Genomic DNA, 18616 nt, shown 5'->3' on the forward strand with positions numbered 1-18616 from the left:
GACAGCAACGTCTTGCGTAGCGTTCGGCAATCCGAAGCATTTTATCTAAAAACGGTTCGAGATTGTGAAAGAATTGTCACCACGTCGCGCGAAAACGTCGTACAATCTCCACGTAGCCGTTCGGAGTCGAAGGCAGGTGCCGGCCCCGTCGGTACCCGACCTACTCGCCACGCCATGTGAGTTTGCGCCGAAATCTTCTGGTCACATTCGCTCAGGGCGTTGGGCTAAACTGACAGCTGTTACGAGAAGTAGGAGGCGTAGATGGTGTCACAAGTCAGCGCGCAGTTCGTGCTCGCGGCCAAGACGGGTCCTGAACTGCCCTCGATCGACGATTTTCTTCCCGATCCGATCCTGTTCCAGGGCACGCCGTTCGCCATTAACCGCATCATTCTTATTCGAATCGTTGCCACTATCGTGCTGCTGCTGGTGATGTGCATCACGGCGAAACGTGCCAAGCTGGTTCCAGGCCGTTGGCAGGGACTGATCGAGACGCTGCTCGAGTTCGTCCGCGACAACATCGTCTATCAGGTGATGGGCGAGGAGCGCGGACGCCGATATGTGCCGATGATCACCACACTGTTCTTCACGATTTTCGCGTTCAACCTGTGCGGTGTCATCCCGGGCATGAACATGGCCGCCACCGCAACGGTGACGATGCCGCTCGTGTTCGCACTGTGGACCTTCGTGCAGTATTGGATCGCCGCTTGCAGGGAGAAGGGATTCTTCAAGTACCTGCGCGGTGAGCTCATGCCTCCCGGGGTCCCGCTGCCGATCGATATCATCCTCGGCCCGATCAACCTGCTCGAGGTGCTGATCATTCGTCCGTTCTCGCTGACCGTCCGACTCTTCGCCAACATGATCGCAGGCCACCTTCTGGTCGCGACTTGCCTGGCGTTCACCCAGTTCTATCTCATCGAGTCGCCGAATTGGGGCATCAAGCCCGTCGGCGCACTGTGGCTGCTGGGCGGTTTCGCGTTCGTATGCTTCGAGATGTTCGTCGCGGCGCTTCAGGCGTACGTGTTCGCGATCCTCTCGACGGTGTACATCAACCAGAGCTATCCGGAGGTCGAGTAATTCGGCCGCGCACGGCGTGCCATACGCGTCGTGCGAAGGATCGCAACGGTGCCAGGCGCAGTCGCCCATAGCGGCCGTGTCCTGCCCGGCATCGTGACAGCGATGCGCAATAATTGAATCAAGCGAATGCACCGGTGTCCTGGGGCGCCGGGCAGAACACACTTCGGTCCCGTGCCGCGGGGCCGTGTACCATGTCAGATTTCGGTAAGAAAGGACAACACATGGATATCATCACTCTCGCCGAGGTTGCAGGCAACATCAGCGTTCTGGGCTACGGCGTCGCCGCCATCGGCCCTGGCATCGGCATGGGCATCCTGGTCGGCAAGGCCCTGGAGAGCACCGCTCGCCAGCCTGAGGTCTCCGGCCGCATCCAGACCCTCATGTTCATCGGTCTGGCAATGATCGAGCTGCTCGGCCTGCTCGGCTTCGTCGCCTTCGTCATGGCCAAGTGAGCATCTGCGAACGCAAGCTTCACCAATAGTCAAGTAGAAACCCGAGCAGGAAAGGAGAACACCCATGCCACTGGCAGAGAAAAGCGGTATTTCGCTGTTTTTGCCTGAAACGTATGACATCGTGTGGTCATTGGTCATTCTCGTTGTCATCGCGGTCTGCTTCTACAAGTACGTCATGCCGAAGTTCCAGGCTGTCTTCGACGCCCGTGCGGCCAAGATCGAAGGCCGTATGGCTCAGGCCGAGAAAGCGCAGAAAGACGCTGACGAGGCCAAGAAGAAGTATGAGGACCAGCTCAGCCAGGCTCGTGTCGAGGCATCGAAGATCCGCGACGACGCCCGTGCCGAAGCGTCCCATATCATCGCCGATGCGCGTTCGCGCGCTGAATCCGATGCGGCCCAGATCACCGAGAACGCCCAGCGTTCGATCGAATCCCAGCAGAAGCAGGCTCTGGTGAGCCTGAAGGGCGAGGTCGGCACGTTGGCCACGGCTCTGGCAGGCAAGATTCTCGGATCCGAGTTGAGCTCGAGCGCCACCCAGACGCAGATGCTCGACAAGATGATCGACGAGATGGATGCAGACAGCAACAAGTAAGCGAAGGAAGTGAGATCACATGCGAGGAGAGGCATCACGCATCGCAGACCGCGTCTCGCGTGACTCGCTGGCGCCGAAACTCAAGGCGACCGGTGAGGATGCCTGGCGCGTAGGCAACGAGCTGTTCGCCGTCACCGACCTGCTCGACCACAATGTCCAGGTCGAACGGGCGTTGACCGACCCCGCACGTCCCGCTGCCGACAAGACCACCATGGTGCACACGCTGCTTGAGGGCAAAGCGCATCCGATGACCGTTGAGATTCTTGACGATCTGGTGCAGCGCCGTTGGAGCAAGCCGCATGATATCGCGAACGCGGTCGAGGATTTCGGCGTGGACGCGATGATGTACTACGCGGATGCGACTGGAACCACCATGAAGGTGTCCGTCGAGCTGGCCGAACTTCATTCGGCCCTGCTCAACATGCCGGTGGTCCGCACCCGCCTGTACGACGAGCATTCCTCGGCTGAGGCGCGCGTCGCGTTGCTGCACAACGTGTTGTCCGGCAATGAGATCAGCAAAGTCACCATGCGCCTTGCCGAGCATGCCACGGCCAACCAGCGGCACCGTCGTTACCTTGCCACCATCCAGTGGCTGATCAACAAGCTGTCGAGGCATATGGGCGAATCGATGGTCACCGTGACCACCGCAGCCCCGCTGTCCGACGAGCAGATTGACCGGCTGACCAAGATCTACACCAAGCGCACCGGCCATGCCGTGCACATCAACTCGGTCGTGGATCCGACGGTGTTGGGCGGCATGCGCGTGCAGATCGGCCACGAGGTCAACGACAATACGGTGATCGCCCAGCTGAACAAGCTTAAGCGCAGCGTGCAGGTCACCGCCTGAACAGGCGTGTGACACAGACGAGTCAGTACGCGTGCAAACGCGAAAGACTTTCATGAACAAGAACAATAAGGAGTGATCATGGCAGAACTTACCATTGATCCCGCCGCGGTACGCAAGGCCCTCGACGATTTCGTCGAGTCCTACAAGCCGTCTGACAATCCGACCCAGGAGGTCGGCTATGTCGCGACTTGCGGTGACGGCATTGCGCATGTGACGGGACTGCCTGGTTGCATGGCCAATGAGCTGCTGACCTTCGAGGACGGCACGCTTGGTCTGGCGTTCAACCTTGACGCCCGCGAGATCGGTGTGGTCATCCTCGGTGACTTCGCCGGCATCGAGGAGGGCCAGGAAGTCCGCCGAACCGGCGAAGTGCTGTCCGTGCCGGTCGGTGACGGATACCTCGGCCGTGTAGTCAACCCGCTGGGCCAGCCCATCGACGGCCTCGGCGAGATCAAGAGCGAAGGCCGTCGTATTCTCGAGGCGCAGGCCCCGGACGTGATGCACCGTCATCCGGTCGACGAGCCGCTGTCCACCGGCCTCAAGGCCATCGATGCGATGACCCCGATTGGCCGCGGCCAGCGTCAGCTCATCATTGGCGACCGCCAGACCGGCAAGACCGCCATCGCGATCGATACCATCATCAACCAGAAGGACAACTGGAAGTCCGGAGACCCGAAGAAGCAGGTGCGCTGCATCTACGTGGCTGTCGGCCAGAAGGGTTCCACCATCGCCTCCGTGCGTCAGAGCCTCGAAGAGGCCGGCGCTATGGAGTACACGACGATTGTGGCTTCGCCGGCATCGGATTCCGCAGGCTTCAAGTACATCGCCCCGTACACCGGTTCGGCGATCGGCCAGCACTGGATGTATCACGGCAAGCACGTGCTCATCGTGTTTGATGATCTGTCCAAGCAGGCTGAAGCCTACCGAGCGATTTCGCTGCTGCTTCGCCGCCCGCCGGGGCGCGAGGCCTACCCGGGCGATGTGTTCTACCTGCACTCCCGTCTGCTGGAACGTTGCGCCAAGCTGTCCGACGATCTGGGCGGCGGCTCGATGACCGGTCTGCCGATCGTCGAAACCAAGGCGAACGACGTGTCTGCGTACATTCCGACCAACGTGATTTCCATTACGGATGGCCAGATCTTCCTGCAGTCCGACCTGTTCAACGCAGGCCAGCGCCCGGCTGTCGACGTCGGCATCTCGGTGTCCCGCGTCGGTGGTGCGGCACAGACCAAGGCGTTGAAGAAGGTTTCCGGCACGCTGAAGATTTCGCTCGCGCAGTACAAGTCGCTTGAGTCCTTCGCGATGTTCGCCTCCGATCTGGATGCCGCATCCAAGGCGCAGCTGACCCGTGGTGCTCGTCTGACCGAGCTGCTCAAGCAGCCGCAGATGTCCCCGTACTCGATGGAGCAGGAAGTCGTCTCGATTTGGGCCGGCACGCATGGCAAGCTCGACGATCTCGAGCTCGCGGACGTGCTGCCGTTCGAGAAGGGCATGCTGGACTACGTGGCGCATAACACGGACATTCTTACGACGATTCGTGACACCGGCGATTTCACCGCCGACACGGAGAAGGCCCTCGAAAAGGCCATCGATGATTTCCGTGCCACGTATGTGACCAAGGCCGGCAAGCCGCTCATCGAGAAGAAGCCCGTCGCCAAGACCGACACCCCGGTCGAGCAGGAAAAGATCGTCGCAGGGGAGAAGTGACCCATGGGCTCGCAACTCGCATTGAAATCAAGAATCGCCTCAACCCAGTCGTTGGAGAAGATCTTCAACGCCCAGGAGATGATCGCGTCCTCGCACATCGCGAGGGCGCGTGAGGTGGCGCTCAACGCCAAGCCTTACAGCGATGCGATTTTCGATGCCGTGCAAGCGTTGGCGGAGCACACCCATATCGACCATCCGATCGTGAAGTCCGACGAAAAGAACCCGCGCGTCGCCGTGCTGGCTCTGACGTCGGACCGCGGTATGGCCGGTGCGTACACCTCGTCGATCATCAAGGAAACGGAATCCCTGCTCGCCCGCCTTACGGACAAGGGCAAGGAGCCGCAGCTGTATGTGTACGGCCGTCGCGGCGTCACCTACTACAAGTACCGCAACCGCAAGGTGGCGGCCTCGTGGGAGGGCGACAGCGACAAGCCGGGTGTGGAGGTCGCCGAGTCGATTTCCAAGACCCTGCTGGACGCGTACATGCTGCCTGCGGACAAGGGCGGCGTCTCCGAACTGTATATCGTGTTCACAGAATTCGTGAACATGGTTGTGCAGAAGGTTCGCGTCCTGCGCATGCTGCCGGTCGAAGTCGTTCCCGAGGAACGCCAGGACTCCGGCCCAATCCCCGAGTCCACCGCGGCTCAGGCGACCCCGCTGTACACCTTCGAGCCGAGTCTGGAAAAGGTGCTCAACGCGATCATGCCGAAATACATCCAGTCACGCATCCATGAGTGCCTGCTGACTTCGGCCGCATCGGAGACGGCATCTCGACAGAACGCCATGCACACGGCAACGGACAACGCACGCAACCTTGTCGACGAGCTGACGCGCAAGCTCAACGCCTCGCGCCAGGCATCGATCACCCAAGAACTTACCGAAATCATCGGCAGCGCCGACGCGCTGAACAAAGAGGAAGAGTAGGAACGCATATGGCTGAGAACCAGACCACAGCGGCTTCCGAAACCGATGTCGAGGCGACGAACGTCGGACGTGTCACACGCGTCCAGGGTTCCGTCATCGATGTCGAGTTCCCGGTAGGCCACCTGCCCGACATCTACAACGCCCTGACCGTAAAGCTCAACAGTGTGGGCAGCACGGAGGGTGAGACGCTTCACCAAATCACCATGGAGGTGGAACAGCACCTCGGTGATTCCACCGTGCGTGCGGTCGCGCTCAAGCCTACCGACGGCTTGGTGCGTGGCGCCGAGGTGACCGATACCGGCGGCCCAATCGAGGTTCCTGTCGGTGATGTCACCAAGGGGCACGTGTTCGATGTCTCGGGCAACATCCTCAACAAGAAGCCTGACGAGCATATCGAAGTCAAGGAACGCTGGCCCATCCACCGCAATCCGCCGGCATTCGACCAGCTGGAGTCCAAGACCCAGATGTTCGAAACCGGCATCAAGGTCATCGATTTGCTAACTCCGTACGTGCAGGGCGGCAAGATCGGCCTGTTCGGCGGCGCAGGCGTCGGCAAGACGGTCCTGATTCAGGAAATGATCCAGCGCGTTGCCCAGAACCACGGCGGTGTGTCCGTGTTCGCCGGCGTCGGCGAGCGTACCCGTGAGGGCAACGATTTGATCGGTGAAATGGCGGAGGCAGGCGTGCTCAGCAAGACCGCGCTGGTCTTCGGCCAGATGGATGAGCCCCCGGGGACCCGTCTGCGCGTCCCGCTGACCGCACTGACCATGGCAGAGTACTTCCGCGACGTGCAGAACCAGGACGTGTTGCTGTTCATCGACAACATCTTCCGCTTCACGCAGGCCGGTTCCGAGGTTTCCACGCTGCTGGGCCGTATGCCTTCCGCAGTGGGTTACCAGCCGAACCTCGCCGACGAGATGGGTGCGCTCCAGGAGCGCATCACCTCGACCCGCGGTCACTCGATCACTTCGCTGCAGGCCATTTACGTGCCTGCGGATGATTACACCGACCCGGCCCCGGCGACGACCTTCGCTCATTTGGACGCAACGACCGAGCTTTCGCGTGATATCGCGGCCAAGGGCATTTACCCGGCTGTCGATCCGCTGGCCTCCACGTCGCGAATCCTCGACCCGCGCTATGTGGGCCAGGCACACTACGAGTGCGCCAACCGCGTCAAGGCGATCCTGCAGCGTAACAAGGAACTGCAGGACATCATCGCCCTGATCGGTATCGACGAGCTCGGCGAAGAGGACAAGACCATCGTCAACCGTGCCCGCAAGATCGAGCAGTTCCTCGGCCAGAACTTCTACGTGGCCGAGAAGTTCACCGGTCGCCCGGGCTCCTACGTGCCGGCCGACGAGACCATCGAGGCCTTCACCCGCATCTGCGACGGCGTGTATGACGATGTCCCGGAGCAGGCGTTCTCCGGCATCGGTGGCATCGACGACCTCGAGAAGAAGTGGCACGACATGCAGAAGGAATACGGCGACTGATGGCGGGCTTGACCATGCAGGTGAACATCGTCGCGGCGGACCGCCCCCTGTGGTCCGGCACGGCGAAATCCGTCACCATCCCCGCCTCCGAGGGCGGGATGGGTATCCTGCCTAACCACGAGCCGGTGCTGACCGTCATCAAGGACGGCACGGTCGCGGTGGTGGACCCTGATGGCGTACGGCATTCCTTCGATGTCACCGACGGATTCATCTCCTTCGACTCGAACAAACTCACCGTTGCGGTTGAGCGCGGGCATGACGTGGTCAAGACTTCCGGGCCTGGCGCGGCAGACGCGCCGGAAACCGGAAACTGACCGGCGTCGGGATTCTCCATGGACGGGGCCGCGGCCGTCACCTTCACGGGTGGCGCCGCGGCCCCGTCCATTGTCTTGTGCTGCCGTCCGTGGCGGCTCCCGTTTCGCCGACAGGACATGTCATCGGGGCATGCCTGTTAGGCTGTCGGTTGTGAGAATTATCGTGGCGGATTGCAGTGCACAGTATTCGGGGCGGCTCAACGCGTCGCTTCCCCTGGCCAAACGTGTGCTGCTGGTGAAAGCGGACAACAGCGTCCTGATTTTTTCGGAACTCGGGTCATACAAGCCGTTGAACTGGATGGCGGCCCCATGCACCATCAGGCAGATCGACCCGCCTGATGCCGACGACGACCCGGATACGCCCGTTCCCGAGCGTATGCTGCGCGTATGCTCGGAGAAAAGCGATGACGTGCTGGAGATTACGCTGCAGCATGTGTATGCCGATGACACCTATGATCTGGGCGAGGACCCCGGCTTGGTCAAGGATGGTGTCGAAGACCATCTTCAACGGTATCTGGCCGAACAGATCGAGCGGATCGGGGAGGGGGCCAAGCTGGTCCGCCGCGAATACCCGACCGCCATCGGGCCGGTCGATATCATGGCGGTCGACGGCGAGGGCACGCATGTGGCGATCGAAATCAAGCGTCATGGCGGCATCGACGGGGTCGAACAGCTGACGCGCTACTGCAAGCTGCTCAACCGTGACCCGCTGATCGCCCCGGTCCGTGGCATCTTCGCCGCGCAGACCATCACCCCGCAGGCCAGGACGCTCGCCCATGAGCGTGGTTTCGAATGTCTGATCCTCGACTATGACGAGATGAAAGGCCAGGAGGACGGGGCCTTGCGCCTGTTCTGAACCGGCCCTGCATACACGGACTGGTTACGCCGGGCATGTGTTCGGCGTAACCAGTCCGTGTATGCAGGGGCATCGTAGCGCGGTGACGGCGCCGCGATGCCGCCGATCAGTAGGCGTAGAGGATATCGACCACGAAGTACAGGGTGGAATTCGCCGGGATGGTCACCTTGCCGGTCGAGCTGTCCGTCTGGTCGGTGGAGCCATAGCCCTGGTCGGGCGGGATGACGAGCAGCACCTGCGAGCCGATGGTCTGCCCGGTCAGGCCGTTCTTCCATCCGGTGATGACCTGGGACAGCGAGAACTGCGCGGACGTGCCGCGGTCCCACGAGGAGTCGAACTGGTGCAGGGTGCCGCTGCTGTCGGCATACCAGCCGGTGTAATGCGCGTCGACGGTCTGCGTGGATTTCACGGCGGCGCCGTTGCCTTTGATCAGCGGCTGGACGACGAGCTTGCCGTCGGGCTTGTAGCCGTTGAGGTCAAGGGACGGCTTGCCGTTGCTGGCGAGCGTCACCTTCGGCAGGTTGGACGGGATGTCCGTGACCGCCGTGCCCGTGGCGCGGGTGAGGGCCTTCGCACGCGAGACGATGGTCATCACCATGAGGTATGACGTGCCCGACGAGTTCTGGTCGTTGACGCCGAAGGCGATGGTCGCGTTGACCTTCTGCCCCTTGAACACCTTGTAATAGGATTCGTTCGTCGAGCTCTTGCTGACGATGATGGAGCAATCCGGCGTGTTCTTCTCCCAGGTGCTCATGGTCTGGGAGCCGTCCTTCGCGTTATACACGATGCCTTGCGCGCACAGGCGGTCGCCTTCCTTCACGGTTGCGCCGTTGCCTTTCTGCAAGACGGCGTAGGTGTTGTTCTGCACGGTCATCGGGGTATGGAATTTCACTGTCGGCTTCTTGCCGGGATCGCCGGTCGCGGTGACGCCCGCGATCTGGTCCATGGTGGAGCTCGAGGAGCTGGAGCTTGCCGAGGACGAGGCTGAAGAAGAGGATGAGGCGGATGCCGACGAGTTGCCGGACCCGCATGCCGATACGCCGAGGCACAGGCCGGCGACGCATACGATGGACAGCATGTGCGTCGTTGCATGACGGAGTCTTGGTGAGATATGCATGGGTACCACAGTAGCCGTCGACCATGATAACGGCCGTGGTAACGGCCATGGCAGGCCTGCCGGCTTGCCGGCGTATCGCCTTGCGGGCATGGTGCGGCGGGTGGGTGACGGTAAGCCCGTAGCGCAGGCGAAGTGTGGAGGTGCCTGTAGAATACAGTGGTTATGACGAAAACACGTGAAGCACACGAAGATCATGCCGTATTCGAACGGCCGTCTCGTCATGCCAGAATCATGCGTGGTATCGTCGCACCGGTGTTCGGTTTGCTCGCCGTCGCGTGCATCGCATTCGGCGCGCTCAATGCCACGGTATGGCGTCCATCCAGCGAGATCGCGGCATCGGCGGATATCTCAGGCAGATATGCGATGACCGACCCGGGAGTGCTGTCCATGGTGAGCAGCCGCTCCACTCTGGTCGTGCGCGCCGGTGGTTCGGCGAAGACCCGCACCTGCGTCGCCCTGTCGACCCGCAAGGATGCCGCCGGGTGGCTTGCCGGCAACACCTACACGCGTATCACCGGCATGTCGGACTGGCAGACCCTGACAACCGACCGGCAAAAGGCGTCGGGGACCGCGATACCACAGGACCAGTCGGTGGCGTTCGATTCCTCGGACATGTGGCGGTCGGTCACATGCGGCGATTCGGGGAGCGTGACCCTGCCTGCGACGGCGACGTCTTCCGACGTCATCGCTTTGATCGACACCGGGTCCGCGAAGGCGAAATCAACGGTGACCATCCACTGGGTGCGTGAACAGCTGCCCGATTTCGCGACCCCGCTGTACTTTATCGGCGGCCTGCTCGCCCTTCTGACCGTCCTGTCCGCCTCGGTGTTCGCGATGCCCGTCGCCAAGCGGCGCAAGGGCGAAACCGAGCCCAGACCGGTTGAACCTGAAGAGATCACCATCGCCGAAGCCTTCGCCGGAAGCTGGCGCCATCTCAAGCACATGCTGGCGCCACGCCGAAGCAGCAAGCCGCGCAGGCGTCATGCCGCCGGTGCCACCGCAGATGATGCAGATGCTCCTGCCGCCACCGGGGCGGCCGGCGAGCACACGGATACCGGCGCGCCGGTCGTCATCGACCCGTTGTCGCGCAACCTGGTCGCCGATATCCAGCAGTCCCGGCCGGCCACGCCGACCGGGCCCGAAGGTGCAGCCCCCGAAGATACGGCGCCTGAAGGCGCCATGCCACAGGCGCCGGCCGGTCGGCACGGTGAGACACCCGCCGGCGGACATCATGAGGATGCACCTGTCGCGTTCAAACCGCGCCACCACCTTCGCCACGCCCGGCATGAGGGGTCGGGCGAGGCCGACCATGGGCAGGCGCCGTCCGATACCGCGCATTCCTATGCCTCCCTGCGTATCAACGAGACATGGTACCCGGGAAGCGCCGAAAGCGTCCAGACGAACGCACAGGCTGGGACCGGGCCGGCCGAGAACGCGGAAGCATCCGGGAACGATGCCGTGCAGCCGTCCGATACCGCCGGCGCGAGCGATACCGCGCAAGCCTCCGCAACCGGATTGCGCAGCGCCCGCACCCATGCCCCGGCGCAGGTCAATGTCGAGGCGACCTCGGTGATTGACCCGAAGGAGCTTCAGGCGTATTTCGCGCGCTGGGCGGCACAGCAGGAGGAAAGCGGGGCTGACGACGGCGACAAGCATGATGAGACCAAGGAGTAGCATGACGTCACGTATCACCAGGATCGCGGCCGCCGCGCTCGCCGCGGTAAGCATGATGGCGTTCGCGGGGTGTGAAGGCCAGGTGCCGAGTCCCGCCGCCAGTGCCGAACACACCGACAAACCCGACGTGACCGCGGCCCAGGAGAAGCGGATCCGCGCGAAGGTCCTCAAAGTCATCAACGCGGCGAACGACGCGAAAAGCGTCGATGGGCTCGATGAACGCATGTCCGGTCCGGAACTGGCGATCCGCACCAGCGAGATCACCATCGCCCAGTCGACCGGCACGCTCGATGCCAAGACGAACATCCCCTCGAAGATGACGCAGGCCGTCATCCCCACGGATGCCGGCTGGCCGCGTTCGATATTCACCATCACCACGACGACGTCCGACCAGCAGTCCCAGCGCCTGCTAGTGATGGTCCAGGACAATGCGCACAGCAATTACAAGCTGTGGGGCGTCGCCCGCCTGTTCCAAGGGGCCAAGCTGCCGAAATTCCCGGTCGCCTCGATCGGGGCGCAGATGGGCACCGCCAAGGACACCGGGCTGGTGACCACCCCGGAGAAAGCGGTCGCCCAATACGCGGATGTGCTGCAGAACGGTTCGGCAAGCAAATACGCCTCGAAATTCGCCGACGACTACTTCCGCCAGGAACTGGCCAAACTTTCCCAGACCGTCCAGGAAGGCATGGAACGCAACGCCGGAACCCAGAAACAGACTTTCGAAGCGGCCGACGGCCAGATCAAGGTCATGCGTTCCAGCGACGGCGGCGACCTCGTGGTTGCGCAGATCAACTCGGAATGGACGCGCCAGGCGGGTGAGGGGCGCGAATCGCAGCCGGCCTCCGACGCCGAGAAGGCGCTGTTCGGCAACGGCACGGCCACCAGCACCATGAAGGTCACGTACGTCAACGTCATCGCCCTGTACGTGCCTCCCGCCGGATCACACCAGAAAATCACCGCCGTCGGGGCGGAACGCCAGCCGATCAAGGTCGAAGCGATCTGACCGCCGCCGGTCGCGCTGCAGGCACGCGCTTTAGCTTCGCGGTGAAGCGCCGGCGCGCGGCAGGGCATGACGCTAAGTTGAAGATAGTCGCAGGATTGCTAGTCGAAGGATTATGGAGGCGACATGGCAGACCAGAAGTTCAATCCCGGCATCTCACTCGCCGGGGCCGTTGACCTTGAGTCGATGCAGCATCAGGTGAAGGCCGAACCCGGCCAGGCCGGCGGCGCTCCGGCCGCGGGCGCCTACGTGATCGACGTGACCGAGAACACCTTCGAGGCGATGGTGCAGACCTCGGCGACTTTCCCGATCCTGCTGCTGCTGTGGACGCCGACCGATGACCGGCTGTTCCCGATGGCCCGTGCGCTCGCCGATGCGGTGAACAAACTCAACGGCCAGATCCAGTTGGCGCGTATCGATGCCGGCACGTCGCCGAGTATCGCGCAGGCGCTCCAGGTGCGCGGCGTCCCCGCGCTGTTCGGCCTGATCGGCGGGCGGCCGATGCCGCTGCTTGAAGGGTTGCCGAGCGCCGAGGAGCAGCAGCAGATCGTCGACCAGGTGATCCCCAAGATCATCGAGGTGGCGCACAAGGCCGGGGTTAGCGGTACCGCGCCGTATTCCGGCGATCCGGACAATCAGGCCGCCGCCGAAGCGCCCGCCGCCGATGCGGTGCCGCCTGAACATGCCGAAGCGCACCGGCTCGCCCAGGAAGGCGACTACGCCGGGGCAGCCGCGGCGTATGAACGGGTGCTGGAATCCGATCCGAATGATGCGCTCGCCGCGCGTGAACGCGCCAAGGCGCTGCTGCTGGCCCGTTCAGGAAGCGCCGACGTCCGCGCCGTGCGTGCGGCCGCCGCAGCACGGCCTGACGATGTTGACGCGCAGCTGGCCGTCGCTGATGTCGATATGATCGGCGGGCAGATCGAGGACGCGTTCGGCCGTCTGCTCGATTATCTTGCCGCGGGGCATCGCGATCAGATCGAACCGGTGCGCAAGCGGCTGCTGGAATACTTCGCCATCCCCGCGCCGGGGGACGAGCGGCTGAAGCGAGCCCGCCGCCGGCTGGCGACGCTCATGTACTGAGCGTACTGCGGCTGCCGGGCTGTCCGCCGTCCGTGCACATGGCCGGCATGTGCGGGCGTGTGCACGGGCGTGTCTGGACATGTGTCTGGACATGTCTGTACAGTGGATTGCCGCACGGGTTTGTAGCTCAGTGGATAGAGCGTCTGTCTCCGGAACAGAAGGTCGTGGGTTCGAATCCCATCAAGCCCACCAGAATGCCGTCACGCACATACGCGTGGCGGCATTTGTCGTATCCGCCGTGTCGGCGCGGGGCGCGTATGGTACGCTGGCACTGAAGGGTCGGATGACGGCAATGGGGATTGCCATCATCGCCGGTCTATCCGGAGGGGGCACCGGGGAAGATCGGCGCGAATGACGCGATACCGTACAGCGATACTTGCAGCGATACCGTGCAACGATACGGTGCAACGATACGGTGCACCTGATGGGTGCCGTATAACCTGTCGCAAGACGCCGCACACATCGCCGTCAGAGCTAGGACCGTTCACACCGACGTGCGGGGGAGCATGCCGAGGTCGGGGCAAGCCCTATGGGGAACAACCGAAAGCCACGGCTTTCATTGATTTTGGGGGAATGATGAACCGAATCCGATTCGTCACCGCCATGGCCATGATGCTGGTCATGGCCATGCTGATACCGTCAGGCGCCGCCATGGCGGGCATCGGGTCGCAAGGCGCCGGAATACACGGCTCCGGAGGACCGATGCCGGACAGCGACGCCTTGTACCTGTTCGACAACAAGCAGTACGGCGCAACGCCTGCACAAGGATGGGGCGAAGCATCCATCGACCACGCGTACCAGTCGCTCGTACGCGGGGGAGTGCTGTCCACGTGGAGCGGCAACAAGCCGAAATTCTACGGGTCATGCCGTGACGCCATCACGCGCGCCATCGCCGATCGCAGCGACGGCGAGGCGAAGCAGGCGCGTGTCGTCGGCGTCGCGCTCTCGCTGCGAAACCGCAGCCTGTACGGCACCAACCCGCGGGATTTCCGCGCACGGTTCGACGGCAACTGGAACAAGCTGGCCGCCGACGGTCTGGGCAACGACCTCATCGGCTGGGACGCCAACTGGGTCGGCAGGCTGCGCTACCAGTTCAACGAGCAGATCGAGTCGACCGGACGCGCATACCCGGCGGGCGTACAGGTGATCTGCGTCGCCGTCAACGAACTCCAGCCCGCGACACGGTATCCGCTGAGCGTCACCACCCGGCAGCAGGCGCCCGCCGAATTGAGCGTCGGCGACACCGCCGCGGTATTCGACACCATTGCCACGGACGATGCGCGCTCGCCGATTGACGAGCAGCTTGACGCCCAGGTGTGGCTCAACTATGACGGGCATCCCGCCCGGCTGTACGAAGCGCGGGCCATCAGCAAACCGGTGCGGCTGCCCAACGCGGGGTCGGTCGAATCGCCGCGGTTCACGCCCTCGGATTTCGGCTGGGACGGCTGGCAGGAGGGCAGCTACTGGTTCGATATCGTCGTTCCCCGGCAAGGGGGCATGGCAGCCGAGGTGAATACCGAGGACCGGCAGGCGTCCGAAAGCTTCCGCGTCAGCTCCCGCGCGCCGGGATCCCCGACGAAAAGCGTGGACGAAGGGGTGAGCGCCGACGGCATGACCAACCGCACACGGATCGTCACCGGCACCGGGCGGGGCGGCTGGCGGCTGCACATCACCGACACCATCACGCCGAACGGGGTGCGCTACCGTGTCGACGACTACCAGGTGACCGACCTGACCGACGGGACGGACCATACCGGCGAGTTCACCATCGGCTGGGACCAGGAGGCGCATACGGTGAGCGCACGCCGCATGGACGGTTTGGGCATGCTCCCGCCGGACCATGCCTTCCAGCTGTCCTTCGCCGTCACGGTCGATACGCCGGGGCACAACATCGTCGATGATGTCGCCACCGTCCAATGGAACGAGGAGCCGGCGCAGACTACGCAGCCGCAGCGATTCCCCACATGGAAGCCGCAGCCTGACACCGTGTGGATGCTCCGCGGCGATGATGGCCAATGGGATGCCGTCATCGATCCCGATCACAGCAACGACGTCGGCGCCGCGGGGCACTCGCTGCTGGACGGTGACGCGGTCGCCGTGGCGACCAACGCGGTGCTTCCCGCCCATCTTGTCGAGGCTCCGCAGCGTCTGGAACTGACCACGGGCTGGGCGCAGGCGGATTACCTGTTCGACCCGTCCCCGGTCTCCGAGATCCGCGTGTATGCCATCGACACGCCGCACGAACGGACCTCCGGGGTGTTCGACATCGCCCGTCGGGGCAAGGACGTGACCGGGGAATTCACGATACGCGTCGAGGGCGGCACGGCAAGCGCGGTCGCATCGCAAGCCTACCGGCAGTCGGTGAAGGGGGTGGGCACCCATCGTCAGCTCACCCTGCTCGTGCCCGGGCGGATCAACCTGGCCAACGGCGGGGGAGCCGTCCAGGCACGCAAGGATCATCGGGCCAAGGACGGGCAGGCCGTTGAACTGTGCGCCAGCGTCCAGGGCGTGGCATTCACCGCCCAGGGCACGCATACGGTCAACGGGCATAGTGTGGAGGCGAACCGTCCGCCCCTGTGCGGGTATGTGCCGCCGGCCGCCAAACAGGTGCTTGCGCACCCGTCCCAGGGTGGCGGCCGCACTCCGATCGACCATGCCAAGGTGATGCCGGGCCAGCGTGTCTCCTACGAGCTGGTATCGGATATCACGCCGTCTGCCGGCCTGGGGTACCGGCTCGGGAGTGTGACGGTCACGGACGAGTACGACCGGCATCTTGAGCCGGACGAGTACAGTGTCAGGGTCAGCGACCGCAGGTCGGGTATGGTGTTCGGGCGCCAGCACTATACCGTGCAGTGGAATCGTGACCAGCACCGGTTCCGGATCGTGTTCAACCGCTCGGCCATTGACCAGGCGTGGAACAATGCGCAGACCATGCCGCATCTTGTGGTGGAATTCACCGGCACGGTGGCGGGCGACGCCCCGGCCGGCCGTCTGATCGGCAACCAGTGGACGCTCGGGCTGAACAACAGCATGACCCCGTCCAACCGGGTCGTCATCGAACCGCCCGATATCGTCCCGGAGAAGACCGTCACCCAGGCCGACCCGGGCGTCGATATCGACGGGCGTACCGCATTGCTGGGCGACACCATCTACTACCATGTCACGCTCGACGCGTCCGGATTGGCGTCCAGCGCCTATAGTGTCCAACGGCTGGGAATCATCGACGACTATGACGAACGCTACCTGGCGCTTGACCGCGATCGGGTCACCGTGACGGATGAACGAGGCAACGACCGTACCGCAGGCTTCAACATCCAGGACAAGGACGGCGTGCTCTACGCGTTCTTCGCCACCGTGGACACCACGGACCCGGCGACCAGGCGCGTAATCGCGGCACGCCAGCCGGACGACCTGAAAGCCTATGCGTCCGCGTCGCTTGACCCGCATGCCGACCCGTCAATCGACCAGCGGGTGCTCGGGCAGCGCTACGAACTCGTACTGCCGATGACGGTCACGGCGGTCGGTGAAGGCGTCCAGGTACGCAACACCGTCACCCAGGTCACCGGAACCACGCGCACGGACACCAGGACCGTGACCAACCCGCTGCAGCAGGTGAACCCGGCGAAGGACGTGGCCGTCTCCATGCGCGGCGACAGCGCCAACGGTATCGACCTGCCGTTGCACACGACCTTCCTCTACCGGCTCGACTCCTCGCAGCTGCCTGGTGATCGCGCCTACGATGTCGACTCGTGGACCCTTGACGACGACTATGACGAGCTGCACGACGTGTATCTCGGCCAGTGGGCGGCCGTCGCACGGCACGACATGGATATCGACGGCGTGCACGTGCGGGCGGGCGAACTCATCGAACGCCATGCCAACACCGAACTGGCCGGAGGCATCCAAGGCAGCGAAGGCGGCGGCGACGATTCGTCGCTGTTCAGCGTCGAGGAAACCGGCGGCCGTCTGCACATCGAACTGACCGGGCGAGGCAGGCGGATACTCGGCGGGAGCGACCAGGCCGCCGCCTGGACGCTGTTCATCCAGATGCAGCGCATACTGCCCGGCGACCGCATCGCCAACGCGTTCACCGAAACCATCAACGGGGTCGAACGCGAATCCAACGAGGTGTGGACCCGCACCCTCCACGAACGCGGGGCGATCGAATTGGTGAAATTCGACGAGGCATCGGGCGAACAGGATGGCGACCGGGACAGCCCCCGGCAGGCGCTCGCCATCACCCGTGACGAGACCGTGATGGTGTTCCGCATCCGCAACGTAGGCGATCGGGCAGTGACCGGGCTGCGTCTGCAGGACACCGTCACTGTCGGTGATGCGACAGTAGGCGCATGGCGGTATCCCGGGAATTGGGACGATCTGGTGCTTGAACCGGGCCGGTCCGTCGATGTCACCGGTGTCTTGTCAGGGGTCGAAGGCCGTCATGCCGACCGGGCCACGGTCACCGCGTCAACCGTGGTGACCTGCCCGCTCGTGGATGACGATCCCTTCGACGACCGGCCCGCGGTCAGGCAGGAGGGCGTATGCCGCGGCGAAACAGTCAACGCCGCCGACACGTGGCACGGATACCGGCCCAAGCTGGCACAGACAGGCATCCCCATGGCCGGATCATTGGCGGCAGCGGTGGTACTGGCAGTCGTGGCCGCGGGCATGCTGGCGCAGGTCGCCCACCGACGCCGCAGACAATGACCCATGCCTCGCACGCCCCGGCATGACGGGGCATGACGTGCAGGCTGCGGCAGTCCATGGCACGGCATGGCGCATCATGCCGTGTCATGCGAGGCCGTACTGTGCGCGTCATGTCATGGTGTGGGATGCATGATGCCCTGCCGGGAACCCGACGGTACACTGGTCGCCAACGGCTGTTGTACGGGCTGCCGGTTAGGCGGCTGCCCGAGGCCGGGCCGGACGGATCCCAAACGTCGGGGTCGCACATCCGGCCGTTCATCACGTCAAGGGAAGGCACTCCAATGAGCGAACTGGTCAAAGTCACATCCGAGCACGCGCCTGCGGCATTGGGCGCATACAGCCAGGCCGTCAAGGCCAACGGCTTCGTCTTCGCCTCCGGGCAGCTGGGCCTCGACCCGTCCACCGGCAAGCTGGCTGGCGATACGGCCGGTGAGCAGGCTGCGCAGGCGCTGAAGAACATCGCCCACGTGCTCGAGGCCGCGGGAACCGATACCGCCCACGTCGTGCGCGCCACCATCTACATGAAGCACGTCGAGGATTTCCATGAGATCGACGCCGCCTACGCGGCGGTCTTCAACGGCGACATCAAGCCGGCCCGCGTCGCCTTCGGCGGCAACGACCTGCCAGCCGGCGCGCTGGTGGAGATCGACGCCATCGCAGCGCTCTGACACACCGACACCGTACGGCATCACGGTAGTCGTCCCGCGCATTTCCCGTCTGGACGCTACGGTGGTGCCGTACGCTCATGCGGCATGACACGCAGCGGAAGCAAGTCG

The 18616-nt window shown here is 63.7% G+C and carries 15 protein-coding genes and 1 tRNA gene; 15 read left to right on the top strand and 1 reads right to left on the bottom strand.

The window, feature by feature from the left end:
• Positions 1-261: 261 nt before the first annotated feature.
• The 9 genes from atpB to nucS all read left to right on the top strand — a co-directional run bounded on the left by atpB (position 262) and on the right by nucS (position 8259).
• Positions 262-1074 (top strand): F0F1 ATP synthase subunit A, encoded by an 813-nt coding sequence (atpB, locus tag WD012_RS04910; protein WP_304326532.1) that lies wholly within the window; start codon positions 262-264, stop codon positions 1072-1074.
• A 221-nt stretch (positions 1075-1295) separates the two neighbouring features.
• Positions 1296-1526 carry an ATP synthase F0 subunit C gene (gene atpE / locus WD012_RS04915; protein WP_015451080.1) on the top strand — a complete coding sequence of 77 codons (231 nt, stop codon included), beginning with the start codon at positions 1296-1298 and terminating at the stop codon, positions 1524-1526.
• 64 nt (positions 1527-1590) lie between these two features.
• Entirely contained in the window at positions 1591-2118 is a 528-nt protein-coding gene (locus tag WD012_RS04920) for a F0F1 ATP synthase subunit B (protein WP_015451079.1), read from the top strand.
• Between the two features lie 19 nt (positions 2119-2137).
• Positions 2138-2965, top strand: a complete 828-nt coding sequence (locus WD012_RS04925) for a F0F1 ATP synthase subunit delta (protein ID WP_339562670.1) — start codon at positions 2138-2140, stop codon at positions 2963-2965.
• Between the two features lie 78 nt (positions 2966-3043).
• Positions 3044-4672: a F0F1 ATP synthase subunit alpha gene (atpA, locus tag WD012_RS04930; protein WP_339562671.1), complete on the top strand. Its 1629-nt coding sequence runs from the start codon at positions 3044-3046 to the stop codon at positions 4670-4672.
• A 3-nt stretch (positions 4673-4675) separates the two neighbouring features.
• Positions 4676-5596 carry a F0F1 ATP synthase subunit gamma gene (locus WD012_RS04935; protein WP_339562672.1) on the top strand — a complete coding sequence of 307 codons (921 nt, stop codon included), beginning with the start codon at positions 4676-4678 and terminating at the stop codon, positions 5594-5596.
• Positions 5597-5604: 8 nt separating this feature from the next.
• Entirely contained in the window at positions 5605-7089 is a 1485-nt protein-coding gene (gene atpD, locus WD012_RS04940; protein ID WP_339562673.1) for a F0F1 ATP synthase subunit beta, read from the top strand.
• Positions 7089-7403: a F0F1 ATP synthase subunit epsilon gene (locus WD012_RS04945; protein WP_339562674.1), complete on the top strand. Its 315-nt coding sequence runs from the start codon at positions 7089-7091 to the stop codon at positions 7401-7403. The genes atpD and WD012_RS04945 overlap by 1 nt, the downstream gene beginning before the upstream one ends.
• Before the next feature lie 151 nt (positions 7404-7554).
• Positions 7555-8259, top strand: coding sequence for an endonuclease NucS (gene nucS / locus WD012_RS04950; RefSeq protein WP_339562675.1), 705 nt, complete (start codon positions 7555-7557; stop codon positions 8257-8259).
• A 106-nt stretch (positions 8260-8365) separates the two neighbouring features.
• Here nucS and WD012_RS04955 read toward each other — a convergent pair whose 3' ends face one another.
• Positions 8366-9337: an FKBP-type peptidyl-prolyl cis-trans isomerase gene (locus WD012_RS04955; RefSeq protein ID WP_339562676.1), complete on the bottom strand. Its 972-nt coding sequence runs from the start codon at positions 9335-9337 to the stop codon at positions 8366-8368.
• Positions 9338-9607: 270 nt separating this feature from the next.
• Here WD012_RS04955 and WD012_RS04960 point away from each other — a divergent pair, with 270 nt between their 5' ends.
• The 6 genes from WD012_RS04960 to WD012_RS04985 all read left to right on the top strand — a co-directional run bounded on the left by WD012_RS04960 (position 9608) and on the right by WD012_RS04985 (position 18508).
• The gene (locus tag WD012_RS04960; protein WP_339562677.1) at positions 9608-11050 is read left to right on the top strand and encodes a hypothetical protein; all 1443 of its coding nucleotides are present in this window, start codon (positions 9608-9610) and stop codon (positions 11048-11050) included.
• Position 11051: 1 nt separating this feature from the next.
• On the top strand, positions 11052-12053 hold the full coding sequence (locus tag WD012_RS04965) for a DUF8094 domain-containing protein (RefSeq protein ID WP_422614363.1): 1002 nt from the start codon (positions 11052-11054) through the stop codon (positions 12051-12053).
• Positions 12054-12176: 123 nt separating this feature from the next.
• Positions 12177-13133, top strand: a complete 957-nt coding sequence (locus tag WD012_RS04970) for a tetratricopeptide repeat protein (RefSeq protein ID WP_339562678.1) — start codon at positions 12177-12179, stop codon at positions 13131-13133.
• 116 nt (positions 13134-13249) lie between these two features.
• Positions 13250-13325: transfer RNA gene (locus WD012_RS04975), tRNA-Arg, on the top strand.
• A 381-nt stretch (positions 13326-13706) separates the two neighbouring features.
• On the top strand, positions 13707-17840 hold the full coding sequence (locus WD012_RS04980; protein WP_339562679.1) for an LPXTG cell wall anchor domain-containing protein: 4134 nt from the start codon (positions 13707-13709) through the stop codon (positions 17838-17840).
• Between the two features lie 281 nt (positions 17841-18121).
• Positions 18122-18508 carry a RidA family protein gene (locus WD012_RS04985; RefSeq protein ID WP_339562680.1) on the top strand — a complete coding sequence of 129 codons (387 nt, stop codon included), beginning with the start codon at positions 18122-18124 and terminating at the stop codon, positions 18506-18508.
• Positions 18509-18616 lie beyond the last annotated feature (108 nt).

This window comes from Bifidobacterium thermophilum (genome assembly GCF_037482445.1).
GTDB lineage: Bacteria > Actinomycetota > Actinomycetes > Actinomycetales > Bifidobacteriaceae > Bifidobacterium > Bifidobacterium thermophilum_B.